Annotated in this window: 11 protein-coding genes; all 11 read right to left on the bottom strand. The window is 46.3% G+C overall.

What is annotated here, in order from left to right; translation table 11 throughout:
* Window positions 1-45 precede the first annotated feature (45 nt).
* On the bottom strand, window positions 46-678 hold the full coding sequence (locus tag CLOSYM_RS09675; protein ID WP_021641981.1) for a single-stranded DNA-binding protein: 633 nt from the start codon (window positions 676-678) through the stop codon (window positions 46-48).
* Complete coding sequence (locus CLOSYM_RS09680; RefSeq protein WP_115639059.1) at window positions 659-1918, bottom strand: DNA primase; 1260 nt, start codon at window positions 1916-1918, stop codon at window positions 659-661. The genes CLOSYM_RS09675 and CLOSYM_RS09680 overlap by 20 nt, the downstream gene beginning before the upstream one ends.
* A 48-nt stretch (window positions 1919-1966) precedes the next feature.
* Window positions 1967-2794 (bottom strand): ERF family protein, encoded by an 828-nt coding sequence (locus CLOSYM_RS22030; RefSeq protein ID WP_002570119.1) that lies wholly within the window; start codon window positions 2792-2794, stop codon window positions 1967-1969.
* A 22-nt stretch (window positions 2795-2816) separates the two neighbouring features.
* Window positions 2817-3662, bottom strand: a complete 846-nt coding sequence (locus CLOSYM_RS09690) for an N-6 DNA methylase (RefSeq protein ID WP_021641983.1) — start codon at window positions 3660-3662, stop codon at window positions 2817-2819.
* Window positions 3659-4690 (bottom strand): YqaJ viral recombinase family nuclease, encoded by a 1032-nt coding sequence (locus tag CLOSYM_RS09695; RefSeq protein ID WP_049943688.1) that lies wholly within the window; start codon window positions 4688-4690, stop codon window positions 3659-3661. The genes CLOSYM_RS09690 and CLOSYM_RS09695 overlap by 4 nt, the downstream gene beginning before the upstream one ends.
* Before the next feature lie 24 nt (window positions 4691-4714).
* A complete protein-coding gene (locus CLOSYM_RS09700) occupies window positions 4715-5839 on the bottom strand; it encodes a hypothetical protein (RefSeq protein WP_021641985.1) in 1125 nt (374 codons plus the stop codon).
* 1326 nt (window positions 5840-7165) lie between these two features.
* Entirely contained in the window at window positions 7166-7666 is a 501-nt protein-coding gene (locus CLOSYM_RS09705; protein ID WP_021641988.1) for a hypothetical protein, read from the bottom strand.
* Entirely contained in the window at window positions 7663-8349 is a 687-nt protein-coding gene (locus CLOSYM_RS09710) for a hypothetical protein (protein WP_021641989.1), read from the bottom strand. Before CLOSYM_RS09710 ends, CLOSYM_RS09705 begins: the two co-directional genes overlap by 4 nt.
* Before the next feature lie 10 nt (window positions 8350-8359).
* Window positions 8360-9007, bottom strand: a complete 648-nt coding sequence (locus tag CLOSYM_RS09715) for a hypothetical protein (RefSeq protein ID WP_021641990.1) — start codon at window positions 9005-9007, stop codon at window positions 8360-8362.
* Window positions 9008-9031: 24 nt separating this feature from the next.
* Window positions 9032-9481: a zinc-finger-containing protein gene (locus CLOSYM_RS09720; protein ID WP_021641991.1), complete on the bottom strand. Its 450-nt coding sequence runs from the start codon at window positions 9479-9481 to the stop codon at window positions 9032-9034.
* 75 nt (window positions 9482-9556) lie between these two features.
* Window positions 9557-22006 (bottom strand): SpaA isopeptide-forming pilin-related protein, encoded by a 12450-nt coding sequence (locus CLOSYM_RS09725; protein ID WP_044902318.1) that lies wholly within the window; start codon window positions 22004-22006, stop codon window positions 9557-9559.
* Window positions 22007-22101 lie beyond the last annotated feature (95 nt).

Here is a 22101-nt window from a genome sequence, read left to right on the forward strand (position 1 = left end):
TTTCAAAAAGTGCTTGACTTTTTATTAGCAGGCTCCTAATATAATTTACTCGCGGTCGTCTAAGATTTTCATAACGGAGATCTCATATGTGACCATTTCTTCCTGACCCCCCATTGGAAACTGCTTCACATATTTTCGGTTCTGCATTCTTCCCAGGATGTGAATTGGTTCTCCAACCTTTTTCCCGCCTGCTTTACGGGCATCTTTTCCCCAACAGATACAGGGGATGTAATCCGATTTCCCATAGGGCCGGTTAACTGCAACCATTAAATCCGTGATTTCCCGGTTTAACGGTGTCCGCCGATAGATTGGCTCCTTACAGAGAAATCCATTCAGTTCTACCTGGTTAATACCCTCATCATAATCCTGTGCCTCCCATACTTCCCGTGCAAAAATGCGTAACAATACTTGCCTATGATTGCCAACGTCTTTAGAGTGGGTCCGAAGTTGTCCTCTGATTCCAACATGGCTCCCTGCTTTTAACTGGCTGCAAAAACGTTCAGGCAGTATAACAGGCACTTTGTCAATATTTCCACTGAGCCTTTTTACTTCAACTGCTACCTCATAAAACCGCTCACCGAAGCTGGTATGGCTGTAGCAAGGCTCCTGTCCCACCTCGCCTGTAATTTTGATGTAGCTATTCTCACCATTCTCCTGCTTAAACATATGTTTCTCCATTTCCTTTCCTCTGTGTAATGCAATTTTTTCTCTGCCGATCTACATACGGTTTCCAGTAATCGTCTATTCCTTTAAAATTTCCTGCCCAGCTGCCGTCTGAATCTAAATCCCACTTTTTTCTCCGGTATCGGATTGACCGCGCCTGGCACATTTCATATAGCCGGTTGCTCCCTTTACGGATTTCATTCCGCTTTCGCTCCTTATAGGGACAGACAGCTCCTTTCGTAAACTCCAAACCACATGTATCACAGTATTTTTCGATATGGTCACAGATTATTTTCATTTGACGATCCATATCATAATAATCAATGACTTCTTTAACTCCATTCCCTGCCAGCACGGTAAGAAGCTGTTCTAATCCCCTATAGTTGTTAACTCCCGGATTCCCAATGAAGGTGCGATCAGAAAACTCGTGAGCAATCAGCCCTTTTAGCACACCGTCTGTTACACATACCCTCTTATCATATGGGTTCCCGAAAAATGCGGCCGGGCTGCTGCTGCTAACTCCTTTTTCCCGTCCTGCACTTGACAGCCAGATATACTTCCTTCCATGGATTGGTACGTCAAGGCGGATTTGAAAACCGATTAAATCTCCTGAGATATCCGGAACCGGGCAGAGATATCCGGAATACTTCTTACCAAATGCGATGTCCCAGTTCCCCCGGTTATTGAGATAAAACCCCGGCACTCCTGACAGACTTAAATCTTTTAGCAAAAGCTTCCTGGCAAGCTCCTCCGTCCCATAAACAGGTGTACTGCGAAACTGGAACCGTTTAATCGCCTCCTCAGAAAGCCCCCGTTCCTTTAGCAGAGACAGATGCCGATCTGTTAAATTCAGTAGCTTGAGAAGTTCCATGTAGACCCTGTTCCTTTTTGTATAGTCCGCAGTTTTTGCCTCCATCACAGATGGCTTCCGAATCTCATATTCCCGGTTTAGAGGGTATCCGCCAACAGTCAACTGCTCGCGGATTTCACGATACGCGATTTTAAAGCAGTCCGGACCGGTGATTCCCTTTAATTCGCAATATAATGTAAGCATGTTTCCCTGGGCACCGCAATTGTAGCAGTGATACACATTCTTAATCCGGTTGCCTTTCCAGATACAGGCGTTCATTTTCCCGCGGTCATCCCCACAAAACGGGCAAATCAGATTAAATGAATCTTCTCCATCCGTCAGACGGATTAGTCTCAGAATATCTACAACGTCAGCGATGCTGAAGGGAGGTATAAAATTTTCGATTTCCCCATCTCCTTTAACTACAAATCCACTAGATTAAAAATATTGTAATTAAGACGCAGCTTTTAATAAAACTCTTGCAGCCTGCCGGACGGTATCGTTTGGACCCTTGTATTTGTATGCCATCCACTGCAAATCATCAATTCCTTTTGCCCCGTCAAGCGCAATCTCCCCCAGTGTCCGTCCTCTGTTTGCCACGCCAAAGTTGCATACCACTTTTTTGGCATCTTCCACAGTAAACATTCCGGAAGCCGATGCATCAGGAGTCGGTTGTACCGTTCGCTTCTCTTCCTGCTGTGCCTTTCTCGCGTTTTCCGGTAACTGTACGGGTGTACCACTTTCTGGTTTAATGTTGCGGGAAGGTGGCGGAGCCTGTGTCTTTGCTGCCTCCTCTTTCTTATCTTCATAATTCGCGCCATCCCCTTCCTGCTCATCATAGTTTTCCTGCTGCATATCCGGGTCATCACCGCCCTGGTCAATCGTAAACTTATTGAAGAAATAATATTTCAAAGCATAAGTAAAAGCGCTTCCTTTTGCTTTATCCGGCATTTCATTGGTTCCGATCGCATGAATTTTAATTTCCTTAAAATCCTGTGAATCCTCCACATTGGTCCAGAGTAACTTTAAATCCGCCTCATACAGCCAGTAATTCACACCTGAAATATAGCGGACAAAAACCTGGTTACCATTTTCGTCAGTATTGGTAGCCGTTTCATCCACAATATCAAAATTGACCCCAAACTCGTTCATAGCCGGAGTCAAAAATCGGTAGATATCGTCTATTTTGAGAAAGTCATAGTCAACATTCTCATTGTACCTGCGCTTTACTAATGCCGGAATCGCCTTGCGTATTTCCACAAACTTCTCTTGTAATGTCATGTGTTTCCTCCTCAATTTTTTCTCATGACGCTGTCAATAAATCAAAACTGAACTGACCGTCTGCCTCCTCCAGAAAAGCCTCTCGAATTTCTGCCGCATCGACCGAAGGCTTACTGACCACTGCCTCGATAACAACTTCACTCACAGTTTCCGCAACTGCTCCATTAGCGGATATCTCCTCAGTCCTGGTCTTTTCACAAAATCTCCAGGAATTCAGGAAGTACATAGGCGTATAATAGACCTCATTATCTGGATGAAATCCGGGCTTCGACAATGAATCTCCAATAATGATGCACGCGGAACAGCCTAACAGAGTTAATTGGATATAGCACATTTTGGCTGCTGTTGCATCAATATCCTGTGCTACAAACAACACTTTTTCATGATAATTCACACCATGAGCCCTGGCAGAATTGGCAAATGCGATTAGCAAAGCTCCTGCACCGCAAGCCGGATCACTCACTGATATAAACCCTTTTTTCTCCACTTCCGCTTTAAGATCTCCACCGTTTTGAACCTCTGCCATAAACTCACAGATATGATATGGTGTAAAGAACTGTCCCTTCTGATGTTGGTTCAGGTTTAATGCCGTATAAAGATTTCCCAGAAAGTCTTGCTTGGGATTCTCTTCAAACGCCATGGTTACCACACTTAAAAGCTGGGGGAATATTTCCTGTTCTTCTTTTTCATAAGAACGTATAATGGAGAGATAGCAATCTTCTCTTTCCGTTCTTTCAGGCGTTGGCATCACATTTGCAAAGGCAATTGCGGCCATGGTCAGAAAATCATTCCACACCTCCCAGTTAGAGCGTCTACCGCCTAAACGGTTAAACAAGGTAATAAACTCTTTATCCCACTGTTTTTTCATGCCGGCTTTTCTTCTTTCTTAATATAAAAAATGTTGGAAACGTTTGTCTTTGCATATTCCTGATAAACGTCAGGATATGTAAGTTTTAACTTCTCCAACTCTGCTTTGTTAATTGCTGTTGTCACTCTTTTTGTATAACCGACACGGTAAATAATATTGCCGGTATTCAACTCCCCTCCTTCAGCCTGACCAAGCGCTTTCTGCACCGGTATATAGATTTCCTTAATCTGCTCCTTTACTTTCCTTGCCTGACTCTCTAACTCAGCCCTTTTCGCGTCAAGCTGCACATATTTTTTCATCACATCTTCCAGTTCCCCAGGCAATACAATCGTTTTGCCAGGTTCAATCTTCCGGTATTTTTTGATTGCTTCCAATACCAAATCCGGCTCTTCGTAAAACTCCGGTTCATGGTCCGCCTGTACATTATTTACCCAGAAATCCCGTTCCAGCTCAATCATTTCCTCTTCCAATTCCAAATCCCTGGTTAAGGTTCTGATAAAAAATGTATTTTCCGAATTTCCATAGAGGCATAGGAATATTACTCCCGCCACATTGGTGACACTCATATAATGCATTCCCTGCAGCATATAATGATAGGGGATAGAATCATTGGCCCACTCTTCTTTATTGAAGCTGAAACTTGTTTTGCACTCTAGCACCCATATTTCTCCATCTTTCTCCACGAAAAAGTCAATGTCTCCGATCATAAACGGATAAAGTGGGTGACGAAACATCTTTCTTACCGCATATGGTTTCAACCCGGTTTTCTTCATAAATATCTGGACCACCAATTCTTCCAGACGATGTCCGATTTCCAGACTGACCCAGTTACGCTCTTCCTCCACAACCGGCTGATGTCCCATCTTCTCATGATAGAGTTCATTGGCTGTTTTCCACGGCGATACACGGTAAATACAGGCTACGTCACTGCCTCCAATCCCGCTCCTACGATGTTCCTGCCACTCCTCTTCTGTGATTTTTGTGATGTCATCTACAAAAACCTCTGGTTCATAGTTCAAATTCAGCAAGTATTTCCACCTCCTCACAGAATCCTATTTTAAATCTCCGGGAATATCGTATTCACTCCACCGCAATGTCAGACATCTGGAGATAGCCTCTTCCAAAACTGCCAAAGCCTTTCCCTGAACGCCATTAACCTCTGATATAAAAATACTGTTGCAGATCGCACAGTACACGTCATATCCGCTGCAAGCACCGCCCATATAAGCAGCGTTAAACTGTTCTACAGTTTCAGCAATCAGCTTTTTTCCAATATTCACCCGCTTCATCAGCCCGGTAATCACATTGGCCGGATGGTTCAAATAAATATGGAACAACCGTTCAAGGCCGGAAAGAGCCTCCTCGTATCTGGCAAATGCCATAGACATATTGGCGTCAAACTTTGCCATGGACGCTTTTTTTTCATGAGCCAGCTTTAATGCCTTTCCAAGCACCAGTGGCCGCTTCTCTTCACCAATCAGCAGAGAATAATAGATATTAGCACCGCTGGCACCAACATCAGACGAAGAAACCCTGACTGCAGCTGATAACTGGCCATTCAAATCCTCCCGGTAATTCCTCAACGCACTCCGGTAAGCAGAGACCAGCTCCTCATCTTCAATTTCCCAGGTAGCTGTTGCCATCGTGTGATCATAATATCCGCCTTTAAACTTTGCTTCATCATATTTCCCGTTGATATAAGAAGAAGCTGTACCAAAAATTTCGGTCATCGGCAGTATACAGTAATCACTCTCATCACCGCCGTGAACCGCCCGAACCTTTCCTTCCTGAATCCGGATTAGAGCATCTCCCCTGGTCACCTTCAGGCAGTCATTTAAAATCCTGGCAAGCTTCGGTTTTTCTAAATCAGACAGTGCGTTTCCGTTGACCCTAGCCCTACTTTTTAACGTAGACAGGCTGGATTTCCCCAGCGGATAGACAGACCTCCCCATCTTCAGTAAAAGCCCCGTGTTCTGGCAGGTATCCTTAATAATTTCCGTTTCCTTCAGTTCCTCCGTAATCTGCTGGCACAAAGCTTCATTTTCCTCTGCCGGCAGTACCCGGATTGAATTGCTGGGCCTGACATCCCATCCAGCCCGTTCCTCCAGTTCCTCCAGGAAGCCATGCAGCTGGTCCTCCTTTGTGAAATTAATTGAAAAATCGTCCTGATAATTCATTCCTTCTCCTTTCTAGCTGGCTTCTTCCAGCAGCACTGCGGCTGTGATATGACCGTCTTCAATGATCCATTCCAGACCGTATCCAGCTAACTCAACCAGTTCGTCAATACTTAATAAATCTGCATTGTTTCATAAAACCTGTGTACCAACCATTTCTTTCTCTCCTTTCGTTCTTCTTAAAGCACAAAAAAAGACCCAAAAAGATGATCTTCTCGTCTTTTTGGGTCTTTCTAAACGAACCATTCCTGGTCCGGCTTTAGCAACAGGCAACTGCCTCAATCATAAAACTCCCGGTTTTTACCGGAACAAAACTTTGATATGTTTTGGGAACATATAAAATCACTATCAACTATACATTATCACAATATATAGTGTATGTCAAACAGTTCATTCATAAATATAGTACCTCTTTCAATACCCCATATCATGACCTATTACAGCAAATTCAAAATTACTTAATAACAAGTGACAGCGACATTCAAAAAAGGTATAATTATATTAACATATTACGGAAAAATGGAGGTAAAGGGGATGTTATTTTTTCAGATTGATAGTATTGACCGACCAATATTCAACGAATTTTTTACCAAATTTCCGAACGATTATCTGGAAACAGAAGATGATGGAATATTTGGTATGGAAGACCTTTTACAAATAACGCTTACGTTATCAGCAGCATCTTTGCCCTATGTATTATAAATACTATATGAATTAACAAAAAAATATGGAACTACCTCTTTCAAATATAAAGGGCTTCAAATTGATAATATAACAGAAAAGAACGCTAAAGAGATTATATACAAACTATTGGAAATGGAGGAAAACAATACAGAAAAAGAAAGTGATAGAGATGACCAAAACACAACAGAGCCTGATTGCAGATAGAAACATTTTTAATAATGAATTGATGATTCCAGCAGACGATCTGTATATTTTACATAATGATTTTTTTTTCATGCTTTCAAACTGGCATTAATGCTGTATTAAAACCAGAAATACTCCTATGTTAATTTACATATGCTAAAGATGCAGTAGAAGATTATGACACAGAAATTTTAAAGTTTAAAGATGAATACGATGAAAAAATATTGCATCTCGTTTTGGCTGTTCTTGATAAATCTCAACTGGAAGCTATCCATTTAAAAGATTTGCATCCAATATCAATTTTTGACAAGAGCTGGAATATATACAAGGAATTGATTAATAGTATTTTGCATTATGATTAACTTCCAGAAGTATCGAAAAGACTGTATTAAAATCTAATCCCATTCAAAAAGCGGCTGAACATACAGAAATATCACCTGTCTGACTCGTTCAGCCGCCTTTTTAACATTTGTCTTCTATTATTTCCACTGCTCCCAGAAAATTGCCTGTATCCAAAAATGCCCCAAACTCCCGAGAGCCAAGCATAGGTGTACTGCGGAAATAGAACTGATACCGCTTCCCTGTCTCCACATGCTGGTTTTTATCAAGCATCAGCACCTCCGTTGTTCCGTTATCCAATAACAACGTAACCCGGTAAAACCGCCCTGCCTTAAATCTGCTTTGAATGTGGAAAACTGTTCCCTCTACCACATAATATCCCCTTCTCACAATGATTCTGAGAGTTCCATACAGTTTGTACAGCATAGCCAGGGACAGACACATGGACAGGATAAAAAAATCTCCAGCCTGGTACCGGATACCGGAATAAGATCCAATTAGAAAAATAATGAGCGCCAGTCCGGACATCCCCCGAACCTTATTCCTCAGAACCCCCGGCGAGCCGCTCCATTCCTGTACCCACTTTGCAAAGTTCTCCTCAAATTTTCTCCTCAATCCCTTCATAAGCACACAGCTTCTCTCACCCCATTTTCCTGGATTCCCTGGATAATCAGCCGTTTTTTCTTGTAGAGCTGCACAACCGACAGAAGGAAATCTAGCTTAATGGTTTCTTTCAATTCCTGATATTCCGGAAGCAGGCGGAATGTCCACTTTGCATTTTCCTCCAGAACCTGGTATAGATCCTCTAGTTGTAATGACAGATTGCCGGACTGCTCCAGCTTTCCCAACAAAAGCCGTTCGTTTTCGTTCATAAAGATTCCGCTAAAAGCCCCCCGCACAGAAAATCCATGGGACAGCCCCATACAAAGGGCACGGAAGCGGAGCGATATAGTCAGGCGATTTGGAGTGACAAAAACCTTTAACAGTAAATCTACCACAGCTGCTTCCACACTTTCCCCTTCCCCGCATACCAGGAGCCCCCTCCGCAGCAGGCGGCTGACACAGTATTGTATTTCACTGCTTTTTACCGTTTTCTCCAGTTCTTCATCTTCCCCGCGCCTTCCAATCTGTCCCATTAAACTTAACACATGGTTCTCCAGGTTCCCTCTCTCTACAAAATCCCAAAGAAGGGCCGACCAAACGTATACTTCCATGTTCACCAGGTAATATTCTTCTCCTGCCGCTTCCACCATAAACCGGCCCTTTTTATCCGTCGTTTTCTTTCCAACCGCACTGAAAATCAGCATTTTGCTCCTCCTACTGTTTAATTGTAAATAAAAGTGGTACTATCAGGGGTACAAAGTAAAGCAGCACAAACAGAAGCGGGTACGGAATCGGTTGAATCCTTCTCCACTTTTTATGCTCTGATATTTTCAAAGGAATTGCACCCAGACTCTGTGAAATTTCTTCCCTGAATTTAAGAAATAAAGACCAGAATTCCTCACCTGTATACCCAAAGGATTCCACCCGGATAATCCGGTAAGCGGTTCCATCTGCCTGAATTTGACTGTTTTTATGATCTTCCTTTAATATTGCATAAAACCGCGGACGGCCGTTCCTGCTTTCCGCCGCAATTCCTTCCACTTCATCTAACCATATGGTCGCCCTCTCATATTCCTGCGCCCTCATTGGCTGGCAGATATCAAGCCTGCCCTCCTTCAATTCCAGAAAGCAGCCTGCCATATCCATGACGTATTGATCTACTTTCCTGTAACAAAGAAACAGAACCACAACTCCAGAAACAGATAAGGCCGCATAATAAACCATCAGCCAGTTTCGATAACCTGCCGCAATCAGGATAATGAATCCTGCCCCCAATGCGGCAAATATGACAGAAAACCGGCGGTACAGATCACGCCGGTCCATCCTTTTATACATCTCCTCTTGCTTTGCTTCCAATCTCACCCAGTCGTCTCCTCTCAGTTTTCCCTATGCCGCTCTTTTACTGCAGCCATTCCAGAATTTCTCACACTCCGCTATGGTCTGTTCACAATAATAGTCTGAAAAATACCCGATATGCGCCTCCTCCGGCTCAATCCCCAACTGAAAAGCCAGCCAGCGGTAGGCCTGGCTTCTCGTCATCAGGCGGTTTTTCCATAACCGGTCAAATGCCCTGTGAGCCTGAATCCGTTTGTTCCTTAAGTTTCCGTCAGCCAGTATCCCTTTGGGATTGCTGCTGCCTTCATGGACACCCACATAGGCATCACAACCAGCCGGATAATTACTGCAGACATACAGCCTGCTCCCAGGTACAAGGGTGCGACTGCCATATACATACTCCGCAGGCCGAAGCACGGCACGCCGGCCACAATACGGACAGATTATGTCCGACTGCCGCTTTTTGCTTCTCCTGTTTATTTTATTACACATCAACTTCATTTCCAGACTCCTTTCCTTAGATCATGGTTATGAAATAAGTGTAATAAAACATCCCCTGCCAGGTGAACCGTATTTCTAACTTATTTTTGACTTTTTCGCTTGTTTTCCTTTCCGTCTTCTCTTTACCTGATAAATGCCGCCTGCGCCCGCTGAGGCGGCAAGTAAGCTTCCCGCCCCGATAACAGCTATTGGCACTTTGGGCTTCTTCTGCGGCGTGTAGACGGCAGTTGCCTTCACCTGATACTCGACTTCCTGTTTCTGCAAAAAATCTTTTGTCAGGTATTCCGCCTCATACCAAAAGCCGTCCTCCTCCTCAAACATCACATTGCCGCGGTAGACAGCGCTGCAGTCAGCAATCATTTTCCGTCCTGTAATCAGGGCGTCCCGGCAGGTGATTCCTTCCGGATCCTGATAAGCGCTCCCGGCCCACTCCATCTGCTGTATTTCATAGCTCTTTTTATCAAGCCCTATAAGCTGCAGCAGTTCTTCTTCATATCCGGCAAGCTCCGGTGTCTCATCATTGTGGGGGATGATCACATCCTCCAAATGATACCCCGGCGTCCCATACTCATGGAACACGGCATGGAACTCAAACCCGTCCTCCCATCTTCGATCAGAAAATGTATACTCGGAAAGAGAGACACTTCGCTCTATCTGCTGCCCGGTTCTCTCGTCCGTCACCGTGATGGATACTTTTTCCGGTATCGTATCCGCAGCCTCCACAGCTTCGTAAAGTACGGTATCCTCTGCCAGTTCTTCATGAGCCGATATTACGGTCTTCTCTTTCGTATACCCCTGCAGCTCATAGATACAGCCATCTCGCACAATCTCCTGCGCCGGTATCAGTTTTTCATCTGTATCTTCCAAGAAAGCGTCACTGTATACAGTAATACGTTCCTTACCAGAAGGTTTCGCCGGGCGCTGCCCAAGAATCTCATGCCGCACTTCCTCCAAGCGGTAAGAAACTCCATCAACTACGATATCCGGAGCAAAATTATCCCGCTTTTCCTCCTTGTCGGTTGTAACATACTGTTCCTCCCGGTAAATATCCTCCGCTGCATAAGCCTCCCTGCTGGTTCCTGCCAGAAAAAGCACAACCATCAGAACCATACAGCCCTGCTTCATCAGACGGCGTTTCTTAAATGCCAGGGCAAGCACAGTGACCGCAAGGAAGAACAGGACCATCTCTGCTCCATGATGAGATCCTTCTTCCCCATAACCGGTTTTAGGTAAGTCCTCCAGTCCTTTCAACACAACTTCCCCCTTTCCTCCCAGCTTTGACTGATATTCTGCCGTTATGGTTCCATAATGCCTGCTGTTCTTTAACACACAATCTCCAATCACACTTCCGTCCTCAAATACCTGGAAAGTAAATACCGTTGGATTATGCTCGTAGGTTTCTGGCGGAGTAATCTCCCGGTACTGGTATATTCCCGGTTCTACTGGAACAAAGGAAAGTTTCCCTTCACTGTCCGTTGTCCCTTCCAATATCACATTCCCTGCATGGTCAAGAATCTGGATAACAGCCCCCGCAAGCCCGGCACCTGTTTCCATATCCACCTTCTGGATCACAACTGGATTCTTCTTATAATCTTTCACCGTGTTATCCCCTGTAATCCTGCCGTCCTCTTCTACCGTGAACTGAAAGACAGCCGTATTCACATAATAATTTTCCGGCCCGACAGTCTCTTTGAAGGTGTAAACTCCCGGCTTTGGCTTCTTAAACCGCACATTGCCGTTCCGATCGGATACGCCGGTAAAATAAACGCTGCCGTCCGGATTGTAGATGGTAATGGTAGCTCCGGCAATCTTATCTCCGGTGGTTGCATCTACTTTGGAGATGTTACCGTACTCGTCATGAAGATTTTCATCGTCCGGGGTATCCGGTGTATGCCTAATCTTATAGTTGTAAACCGTAAACTCCTGCTTGTCTGCCCGGTCCTTAATCACAATCGTAACCGGCTCCATCTTCTTAAACCCTGCCGGGGCTTCCACCTCCCGGATTACATAACGGCCCGCTGCCAGCCCTTTAAAAGTTTCCGGACTATTGCCTGAAACCCACTCGCGTACAGTCTGGCCGTCAGCCTCCCGCACCATCTGCAATTTTGCACCAGGTACAGGCTTATGATCTTTTCCATTCTGTTTGCTGATTCCCACCTGGATTTTCTGGTTCACAGCGGTAACTTCTTTGATACCAGGCTCATCAGTCACCCGGAACTTTACCGGCTCCATCGTAGCATATCCATCGGGGCTGCTCTTTTCACGGATTTCATAATCACCGACAAATAGCCCTGCAAATCTCTTCATCGTTCCATCAGTCACCCACTCCTCAACCAGTTTCTCAGACATGGTCCCCGGGTGGGAATATAGCTGAAGCATGGCTCCCGCCACAGGTTCTTTCGTTTCTGAATCCACTTTCTCCACATGTACTTCAATCTGTCTGTTCTCCATCTCAAAATACTGTTTCCCCAGCTCTTCCTTCACCTCAATCGTAATCGGTGAAGCCATCTGATATCCTGGAAGCGGCTCCAATTCATGGATTTCATATAATCCGGGAGCCAATCCCTTAAAGACCTCCGGCAGTTCCCCGGATATCCAGTCCCGTATGATTTCCTGATTGTCCATGCGGACCAGACGCAGCTTCGTGCCCGGAAGCGGTTTTTCCCCGTCGGTCTTCTGAATATCTACCTCCAGCTTCTGGTTTAGCACTTCAAAGTTCTGTACCCCGGCCTCATTTCTCACTTCAATGATAACCGGCTCCGGCAAAAGCATATATCCCTCTGCAGCCTGTACTTCCTTTATGGTGTAAAATCCCTTTTCCAGACCGGTAAAATGCTCTGATTCCGCTCCTGAAACCCATTCCTTCACCAGCGCGCTGTCACGGTTCCTGATTAACTGAAGTACCGCTCCGACAACCGGCTCTTTCGTTTCTTTATCCAGTTTCTCAATGTTCACCTCAATCTTATGGTTCTCAATGGTAAATACCTGGATTTTGTAATCCTTTGTTACCGTAATCTTTACCGGCTCTTTGAGTTTTTGGTAGCCATCTGCTTCGCTGGTCTCATAAATCAGATAATCACCAGCTTCCAGCTTCGAGAAGCGTTCCGGAGTCCCATCCGTCATCCATTCACGGACTACGGTACCGTCCTCTCTCACAAGCTTTAACATGACTCCGGCTACCGGCTCATGGCTTTCTCCATCCACTTTCTCAATCTCTGCCCGAATCGGGAAATTTTGGATCGTGAATTTTTGTACGCCTTCCTGATTCGTGACCGTTATTTCCATCGGCGGCATGTTTAAATAGGCGTCCGGTGATTCCACTTCACGAATCAGATAGCGCCCAGCGGAGATTCCTTTAAATACCTCCGGCTTGCTGGCAGATACCCACTGTCTGATTGCTTCCTCCTCCGGCAGCCGCACAAGTTCCAGCTTAGCTCCAGAGAGGATCTGTCCGTTTTCACCGTCTACTTTCTCAATCTCCACTTCTATCTTCTGGTTCTCAATCTGGAATGTCTGCGCCCCGGCGGTATCCGTAACTATAATCTTTATTGGTTCCTGTAAAAGCTGGTATCCGTCTGCAGCCTCCGTCTCTCTTATGTAATAGACACCCGCACGCAGACCGGTAAATACCATTGGCTCACTTCCTGTTACCCACTTACTCACTACCTTTTTTTCCTCATCAAGCAGTTCCAGCCTTGCCCCGCTTACAGGCTCCCCAGTCTCCTTGTCCACCTTTTCAATCACTACCCGAATTGGATAATTCCGGACAGTATAGGTCTGCACCTCTGCGGTGGGTAAAACTGTAATTTCCACCGGCTCCATCACCTGGTAACCTTCCGGGCTTTCCAATTCCCGGATTTCATACACACCGACAGGCAGGGCGATAAACCGTTCTGGCTTTTCACCGGATGTCCATTCCCTCACCACCTGGCCAGTCTTCTTTTCAATCATCTGCAGTCTGGCTCCAGGAAGGAAGTCCTCCGTATCCTGATCCAGCTTCTCAATCTCCACCGTGATATGCTCATCAAACATCTCCACATGTTCCGGCGCCGTCATATTTTCTCTGATTTCAAAATAGACCTTCTCGGCCTGCAGATATCCGTTCGGCACTTCCTTTTCAATCAGCACATAATGTCCTGCCGGTATGTTCTTTATTACATGCGGAACCGTGGATGACCTCCAGCTTTCAAATACCTCGCTTTCCTCTTTTATCTCATTCCCTGATTCGTCCGTTTTGATACGGACCGGACGGATTTCAAGCAGCGCACCCGGAACCTCTTCCTTTGAGGTTAAATCCTTTTTGGATATCTCAACAGAGTTCGCCTGGTCCGTCACTTCATACTGGTACGTGATAACCTCTATCCGGTCTGTCTTAACATTAAACTGGAATGTATGAATGGCCGGATCGATCAAATATCCGTCCGGAGCGCTTACTTCCTGCACCTTAAAAGTATATAAGCTCACAGAGCCGTCTGCACTCATCTCACCGATTGGCATGTCACTGCTTTCTACATACCCGTTCTTATCTGTAATCAGGATAGTGGCTGTATTTTTATCCACGTTCGTAAGTTTGAATGCTGCGCCGGCCAGCGGTTTGTCCGGATTTTCCGCATCGGCCTTTGTAATTACCAGCCGCCCTTTGATTCTCTTGTCAACCATTTCAATCTCAATGACCTGGCTGCTCTCCACGGATTCAAACCTTATCTCCTCCGCCCTGACATAACCGAATGGGGTCTGTTTTTCTACCAGGTAATAAATCCCCCGGGGCAGCCCTTCTATTTTGTAAGGCTTCAAATCGCCCGCTCCAAATCCGTCTGGTATCCGTCCCTCCTTTTGATCCTGTTCAGTATAGATTCCATCGGAACCGGATATCCAGGTTTCCACAAGGTCGCTTTCCTCGTAATCCACGGAAGGAATTAAGTTTCCATTCTGATCATAGATGAAGTTCCCATCCGTATCCGTAATGAAAAGCTGATTTCCCGCTTCATCGTAACGGTTATGCTTTGTCAGGTTCCCGTCCTCACCCGCCCTGTAGACAGCCAGCTCTGCCCCTGCAATAACTTTTCCGCCCGGCGCTCCGGTCTTTAAAAAGAGAACGGTAATCGGTTCATTCACCATGGTAAAGCTCTGGGTTCTGGTTTTTGACCCAACATCTAAAACAGGAATATAAATGGGGACGGCTTTCTTCATGCCGGACGGGACGTCTTCCTCTACCAGCACATATTTGCCCACTGGCATATAGTCAAAATGCATGGCTCCTGTTTCTGTCACATAGCATACAGTCTGGACACTGCCGGGAACCGGCTTTATGTCATAATCGTAAGCAATATAACTATGACCGCCCTCTGTAATGACCGGATGCGCTGTTTTTCGGACCTCCCTTCCATCGTCGGTGGTCCACTTATAAAACGGCGTCTCCGGGTTATAGCGGATTTGCCCATTCTCATCATATTCCGGCTCCCCCTGTTCATTAAGCACCGCTGGATAAAGTGCAAGTACCGCTGGGTTCTCATTGGCAAGCGCTTTCCCGGTTCTGGAATCTGTTTTAAGGATTTCAACGGCGGTATGGTCGTCTTCCATGACAGCCCCCTGTATCTCCCCAGTCTCCAGAACAATGACCTCCACCTCACCGGAAGTCACATATCCGGCCTCCGTAGGCGTCCTCGTTTCCCTCAAGATATAATCGCCGGGCGCAATATGGTCAATCCAGTGCGGCTTCGTAGTCCTGATGGGGTTATGATTCCCGTCCAGTTTCAGATTTCCACGGTCATCGTATTCATACCCGGATATCCACTGCTCCTGGACTCTGGGGTTCTCCTCTTGATCTCTGGTAATTTCCAAATGCCAGCCCTTTTCCGAGTCATCATAAACCTTGTGGGCCGCATAGAGTGTCAGTTCTGCCCCTTCTACCTCTTTTCTCGATGTCATGTCAAGTTTAGATATCTCGATTTTCGTAAAGTCGTTTTCCAGATAGAAAGACTGCGTCTCCGTGATTTCATTTACAAGCATACCGATTGGCATGGTCTGGACATAACCTTTCGATGACGGCACCACGGTCTCCTCCAGTATGTACGCTCCCGCCGGTACCCTGGTAATCTCATGGGCCTTCTTCTCTGTTGTTGTCACCCATTCATTGTCCGTCATGGTCACCCCGCCATTTTTATAATAGATGGGCAAACCATTCTCATCAACAACCGGCTCCAAATTTGAGTTAATCGTCTCCCTTCCCTCTTCGTCCCTGTGAATCTCTACAGACTGGGAAATGATTTTATTGCCGTTTTTATCCAGAGGCCACACGATGATATTTCCCTTTTCATCTGTTACATAAGCCATACCAGTCTCGGAATCCAGCATACAGATGCGATTCTCCCAGTCGTCAAGGCCATACAGGATACCGCTTTCCTCATCGTACTCCGTCGGATCATACTCCAGATCAAAATACCAGAGCGGTACAACCGGGTTCTTTTCCTCTGTAATATCCCAGATATCGTTTTTCTGCGCGTCCTGTTCTGTAATCCTGATATCGATATCAGCTCCGGTTTCACTTGCCGTTATGCCGAGGACGGAATCAAACATATTGCGTTTTACCGTGACCCCTTTGTACTCATGTTCTCCGGTCTTCTCTACCCGAAGTCCCTGATACATGGTAAGTGTTGCATTTCCAACGTAAGTGTTGTATCGGATTCCCTTCCCTGTAAACGTGCCGTCCTCCTCATAAAGAAGCCGCACATTGCCCATCTGCTTCAACTCTTCCTCCGTTCCGGATACCGTGATGGCTGACCACTCATCATAGGTCTTTGTGGCATAGCCATACCCGGCATACTCGCCGTTTGACCAGTAATAGAGGATTACATCGCCTCTCTCTTTTAACTGTTCTTCATCTCCCTGAACCCGATAGGTAATAGTATCAGTTCCCTGCTCTACCTTATGGATCCCCACACGGATTGGCCGGTCTTTTACCACCATCTGGTGCATATCCTCCATTATCGGTTTCCCGTCTTTTCCAATGGCTTTCACATACTGGTACTTAACCGCCGGCACTTTCTTCCCTGCGTCTCCGTCCTCATAATACTCCACCAGATCAGAGTAAAGCTCGATGGCAACGGGTTTGGAGCGCACATAACCCTCCGGCGGATTTTGTTCCACCAGGACATAGCAGCCAGCTCCAAGCATCTGTGGCAGCTCGATATAACCGACGTACTGTTTCTCATTGCTCAGGCTCCCGTCTTCCTGCTCTACTTCACCGTCCCGGACCGTGCTGTATGCCTTAAAAATTCCGACCTCTGCCCCGGTTTCATCACGCATGATAATCTGTTCGGTCTCATCATAGAGCGGTACCCCATGTTCATCAAACAGGACGTCTCCAGTTCCTTCCACTCCAGTCGTACCGCTTCCTTCCACATCCCGCCTGGCCGCATAGATTTTAAATAAGGCTCCATCATGCAGGATATTCTCACCAGTTTCACTGTCCAGCTTTTCAATGCGGATTCGGGAGCCGTAAAACTCATTTTCAAAATCCATGTTGGCAAAGCTGATAAAATTAAAGGAGCCGTCTTTTTCCAGACCAGGCTCCCGGTTTCCGATATCTCCATTATCATTGATAACTTCCCCATATCTGGGGTCTAACACACTCCATGGAACCAGTGCTTTTGCATACTTACGGTCTATGGCAGTGGAGATTCCGGTCATGGTATCCACGCCGTCAAGCGTCACCCCGTAATCTGTTACATTTCCGTCCCGGTCCAGATAGACATCATAATATACACCGTCCTGCTGCCCGTGATCTTCACTGATACTTTTGTAGCGGTAATACCCGGCCACCGCCTCATTCCCACAGTCCCTTGCGCTGTCCGGTTCCAGACCGTATTTAAACACCAGGAAATCCCCGTCATGATTATGCGCCTTGATGGTGTGTATCTCCTCATTAAATCGTATGAAGTATCGTTCCATCAGTTCTTCCGGCGTCAGTTCTACATCATAAAAATACTCAGGGGACGGTGTTTTGTCGTGGATTGTCCCATCCTCCTCTATTTGAGGGACAAACGGTATCTCCACTTCCTTTGGCTTGTCAATCTCGTAGTGCTTGCCGGGAATCTCCGTTGGCTGCTGTTCCACCAGGACATACACGCCATACGGCAGCATAATACTCTGGCCCCAGTAATCGTCCTTCCCGCCGCCGCGGCTGGCATGTAGTGTTTTAAGGTCAAAATCCACATCATACCGGGGATCGTCCCACTCCACGGCAAGCAGTTCCCCCAACTCAGGATATTCTTTAAAAAAGGTTTCGTAATCATAAATTCCATTTTCTGTCTCTTTTAAAAGTCCCGTTTCCAGCAAATCGCTCCGAAGATACAGCTTAAACAAAAAGCCTGGTATGGTTTTTGCCTCCGGTCGGTTATTAAATCCGCCAAAAAGCACTGTGAAGGGGTCTCTGTGGATTTTATAGGTATTGGTATCCTTATAAGAATCCTCTGCGATATCCTTTGTCACTTTGATTGCCTGCTTTATCACCCGCTGAGTGACAATGATTGGATTGTCCCTGGTGCCGGCGTCCTGATCTACCCGATATTGGCCAGGATACAAAAGTACAGCTTCCTTGATATAGGAGCCTTCTGCAATCGCCTCCTTCTCTGTAAAGACACTGACAGCGGCATTCTCATACTGCCTCACATAATCGCCGTAGTCCATCTGGATGCCATCTATCACGATAGTCTGTTCCGGCGCCTGCGCCCGGTATGTAACGGTAAGCGAACCTCCCTGGGTCTCCCAGTTCACATCTGAAGTGTCGATATCTATCGTATAAAGCCCGCTGTACTGGTCAAACTCTGCCTTGATTTCTTCCAGCTTCTCTTCATACTGGAATACCGGTACCGTTTCGTACACCGGGATAGTCTCCATCTCCGGTATTGGATTTCCTTCCTGATCCAGAATGATTTCCCCTGGCTCATAGGTATCAGCTGCCTGCGGATATATGTATTCCACCACCAATGGTTTGCCCTGCTTAACCGGCTCTCTTACTGCCTTTTTTCCCACAGTGAACCGATACCCATTCCGGACAAATTCGTCCTCTTCATAAATGGCATAAAAAAAGCCTGTGTCACAGGTGCTTTTTACAACCAGGCGGTCTGATGCCCTGTCATAAATTGCCGTATCACTCAGCGCCTTATATCCATAGCGTATAATTGCTTTCCAGACACCGTCTTCCTCATAAACCCGGTCCACACGGTAGGCATCCCAGAACGAATCAGAAGCACAGTATTCCAGAATTTCCCCAATAAACTGCTCATTGGTCTCCCCGCCAAGCTCTAGAATTGCCCAGGGATATCCGTCCAGACTGTCTTTATACCCCGAATAGAGGAGTGCTTCATTCGCCTGCTTTTTTACATACGCTTTATCAATCTCCTCCGCTGCCTCAATATCCGGATCGCTCTCGTCCTCCCGTTCAATTGCCGCAACACCGATATTCAGGCGGTTGACGGCATCGTAGGTAAATTCCATCGGTTCCGTTTCATAGACTGGCTCTCCCTCCTCATCAAACTTTAATTTCACGGTTCCGTCAGGATTGTATTTATATTCCCCTCCTTCTGCCATTTTGTAAATGATATTTCCATTGGAATCCCGCTTCTCAATCCGCTGCGTTCCGGTAATCACCTGTTCTTCTGAGGTCTTCTCCTCTCCCGTTACCCGGTAGAATTTTGAGCCTTCCGGATAACCGGACACCTTAATCTCATAACCAGAAGTGTCAAAATAGGTCACGGTAAAATCATTCCAGCTGCCATCATACTCATTAATCCGGTGGTTTAAATCCGTAGCGCTGACTGAACCTGACTTTGAGATTGGGAAGGTTGTCCCGGTACGGTTAGACTCTGATAGGTGAATCCCCACCCGTGACAGCTCATACCCCTCGCTTCTTGATATCTCTTCTATGTAATAGCTGCCTAAAAGGAGCGGACGGCCAATCCACTGGTTTCCGTTATTTTCAACGTTCTCCTCATAGAGATTGGGCGCCTGTTTGCTGGTATCAGATTCTTCTGTAATTGCAACAAAAGAAGCATTTCCGTTTTCATCAGTTGCAGCCACGGCCACCAGATCGCCGGCTGTAAACACGGTTCCGGTATAACCGTCCGGATGAATGATGTCCTCATAAGCATACAAGCCATAGACGGCCCCCTGCAGTGTTCCATCTCCCTGGGTCTTTCCGTAGCTGCCGCCAGTATCCTTCGGCCTGTTTTCCATCAGTCCTGCACTGTCTTCCGTTTCAATGCTTCGAGGCAGGTCCTCCTGATATAATTCCAGATCCCTTTTATTAATATGAATCTGTCCTTCTGTCCGGTGGTCATATATTTCAAACAGATATCCAGTGTCTGAATGGGAATAATCGCCCTGATTAACAGGCGGCACCTCGCTGTCATACATCACCCCGTCCCAGGTCCAGGATCCGCCTTCTCCTTCTTCTGCATATGCCTCGCCGCGTAATATCTCCAGTTTCATCCGCCTGGCATTGCTTGGAGTAGCCTCCCCGATGTCCTCCTCCAGCTCCTCTTCTAAATCTTTCTCAACCTCAGCTTCCTCCTGCTCTGTTTCTTTGTCAGTTTCCTCTTTTTCAGGCTTCTCAGCCTCAGATGGGGTTGCCACTGCCTGCACCACAGGAATCTCATGTAAGGATATGCTCGGTTCCCCTGACTGATCTGCCGCCTCTGATGGGGTTGCCGTGTCTGCACCCGGGTTCAAATAGAACAGTTCTGTTTCCTCTCCTTTTTTATTTCCCGGATAAGTTCCGATTACAGTCCCTTTCCCGCCTGCCTCAGAGGAAGAAAAGGCTACAATATCAACTGGAATATCATCATTATGAAGGTCATGGAGAATATACCCCAGCCTGGCCTTAATCTCCCTTGCCGTATATACCCTCTCCAAATGAATCCAGGTATCCCATGCCTCGTCCCGATCCTCCTCAAGCGCGTCACGGGCTACCCCCTCATCTAAAGAATGAAAGTCACAGTTCTCCTCACACCAGTCAACGCATTGCTGCCACGCTTCCCAGGCTTCCCGCTCCAGTTCTTCATTCTTCGCGTCAATTTCCTCCTGCTCCTCTTCGTCCGCATCGCCGTCTGCCTCGTAATACTCAATGATGGGGTCAGGATGACCATTACAATACGTCTTGTAATAGTCGTACTTTTTTAAATCGGAATGCTCCAAATGCCCCTGCTGGTCCGTGGTGATACGGTCTGCACATACAGTAAGAGAATCAAATCTTCCTTCTGATAAAGGACTGTCCTCCCAAAACTGATCTACCTCCAGGTTTGTCCCGTCAAGCTGCCCAAAGTCAAACTGCTCTAATATTTCAAAATCTGAATTTTCCAAAGGCTTCCCGGTTTCCGAATCATATTTAATCAGTTCTATTTTATAGTTTCGCTTAAATGTCTCCTCATGCTCGTGCCGCTCATAAGGTATTTCATACCGTCCGCTTGTAATTGTGGTGCCGTCTTTGCCAAACTGAAGCCACACTTCCCAAGGTTCTTCCTCGCCGGCCATGGTAATCATGGCCTGTTTTCCTTCTGTAGCGCTGCCCTCTGTCCAGCCGTCCGGATACCATATTTTAAATGTATTGGGCTTAATCCAATACTGAGCGGCCAGGGAGCCTTCTTTAAAACGCCCTCTTACAAATCCGATATCTGGATTTCCATTGGTACAGGTGAACGTAATCTGATTTCCTGAAATCTTATAGCTCCAGGTCAGAGGCAGCTCATACTCCAGTTCCGTCTGCCGCCAATCGCTGCTGTCTATCTCAAATGAAATACTGTAAGTACCATCATCCTGTTTCTCCATTTTGTGGACAGGCGCATCGGTCTGGTACTTTGAGGTGAAGCTGGGAATAGCCCCCTCTTCTACCGCTCCATTCGTCTGATTAAAAAACTGCGTCAATGCTCCCCTGGTCTGTGCTGCCACCGAAGGATCTTTAATATTGGCAATCAGCACCTCCATCTGATCCTGGAAGTCTTCAAGCCCATTCCAGTTTCCGCTCATGATTGCCCAGGTAGCTGCCTGTCCAAGAATATAATGGCCCTGACTGACCTTTCCTGCCCGCTCCTGATACCCTTCAAAGTTACCGGAAGAGGAAAGCGCATACCACAAAATCTCTGCGGTTTCACGGGTAAGCCCCAAAGGAAGATTATCCCCGTCTTTATCCAGGTCATAGGAATGGAAAGTCCCCTGTGTTCTGGTTCTCATGGATTTATTCGGTTCCAGGCAATAGCCAGGCGCACTGTTTCCCGAATCACTGGCATTTGTGATTCCATACGGCCATAAGCCAACCCGGTTATGGTCTTTGCCGTAGAACGGGAAGCTGGCTCCTTCCTTTAATAGATTCTGAGTTCCATAATAAGTGTATGTCTCCCCTCTTCCCTCTCCATCCGCCCAGGATGTAAAAGCGCCAAACTCCACTGACAGAACCGGCAGCAAGGAAAGCACAACCGCAAGCAGGAATGCTGTTAATTGCCTGCCTCTAGGAAAATATCCTGTTTTCAAACGTATGTCCTCCTTTATTTCCGCATAAAAAAACACATCCGGCAGTTTTCTCTGTCTGGATGTGTTTTTCCATTCATATTATATTGTTTACAGAC

Origin of the sequence: [Clostridium] symbiosum ATCC 14940 (assembly GCF_000466485.1) — a bacterium.
Taxonomy (GTDB): Bacteria; Bacillota; Clostridia; order Lachnospirales; family Lachnospiraceae; genus Otoolea; species Otoolea symbiosa.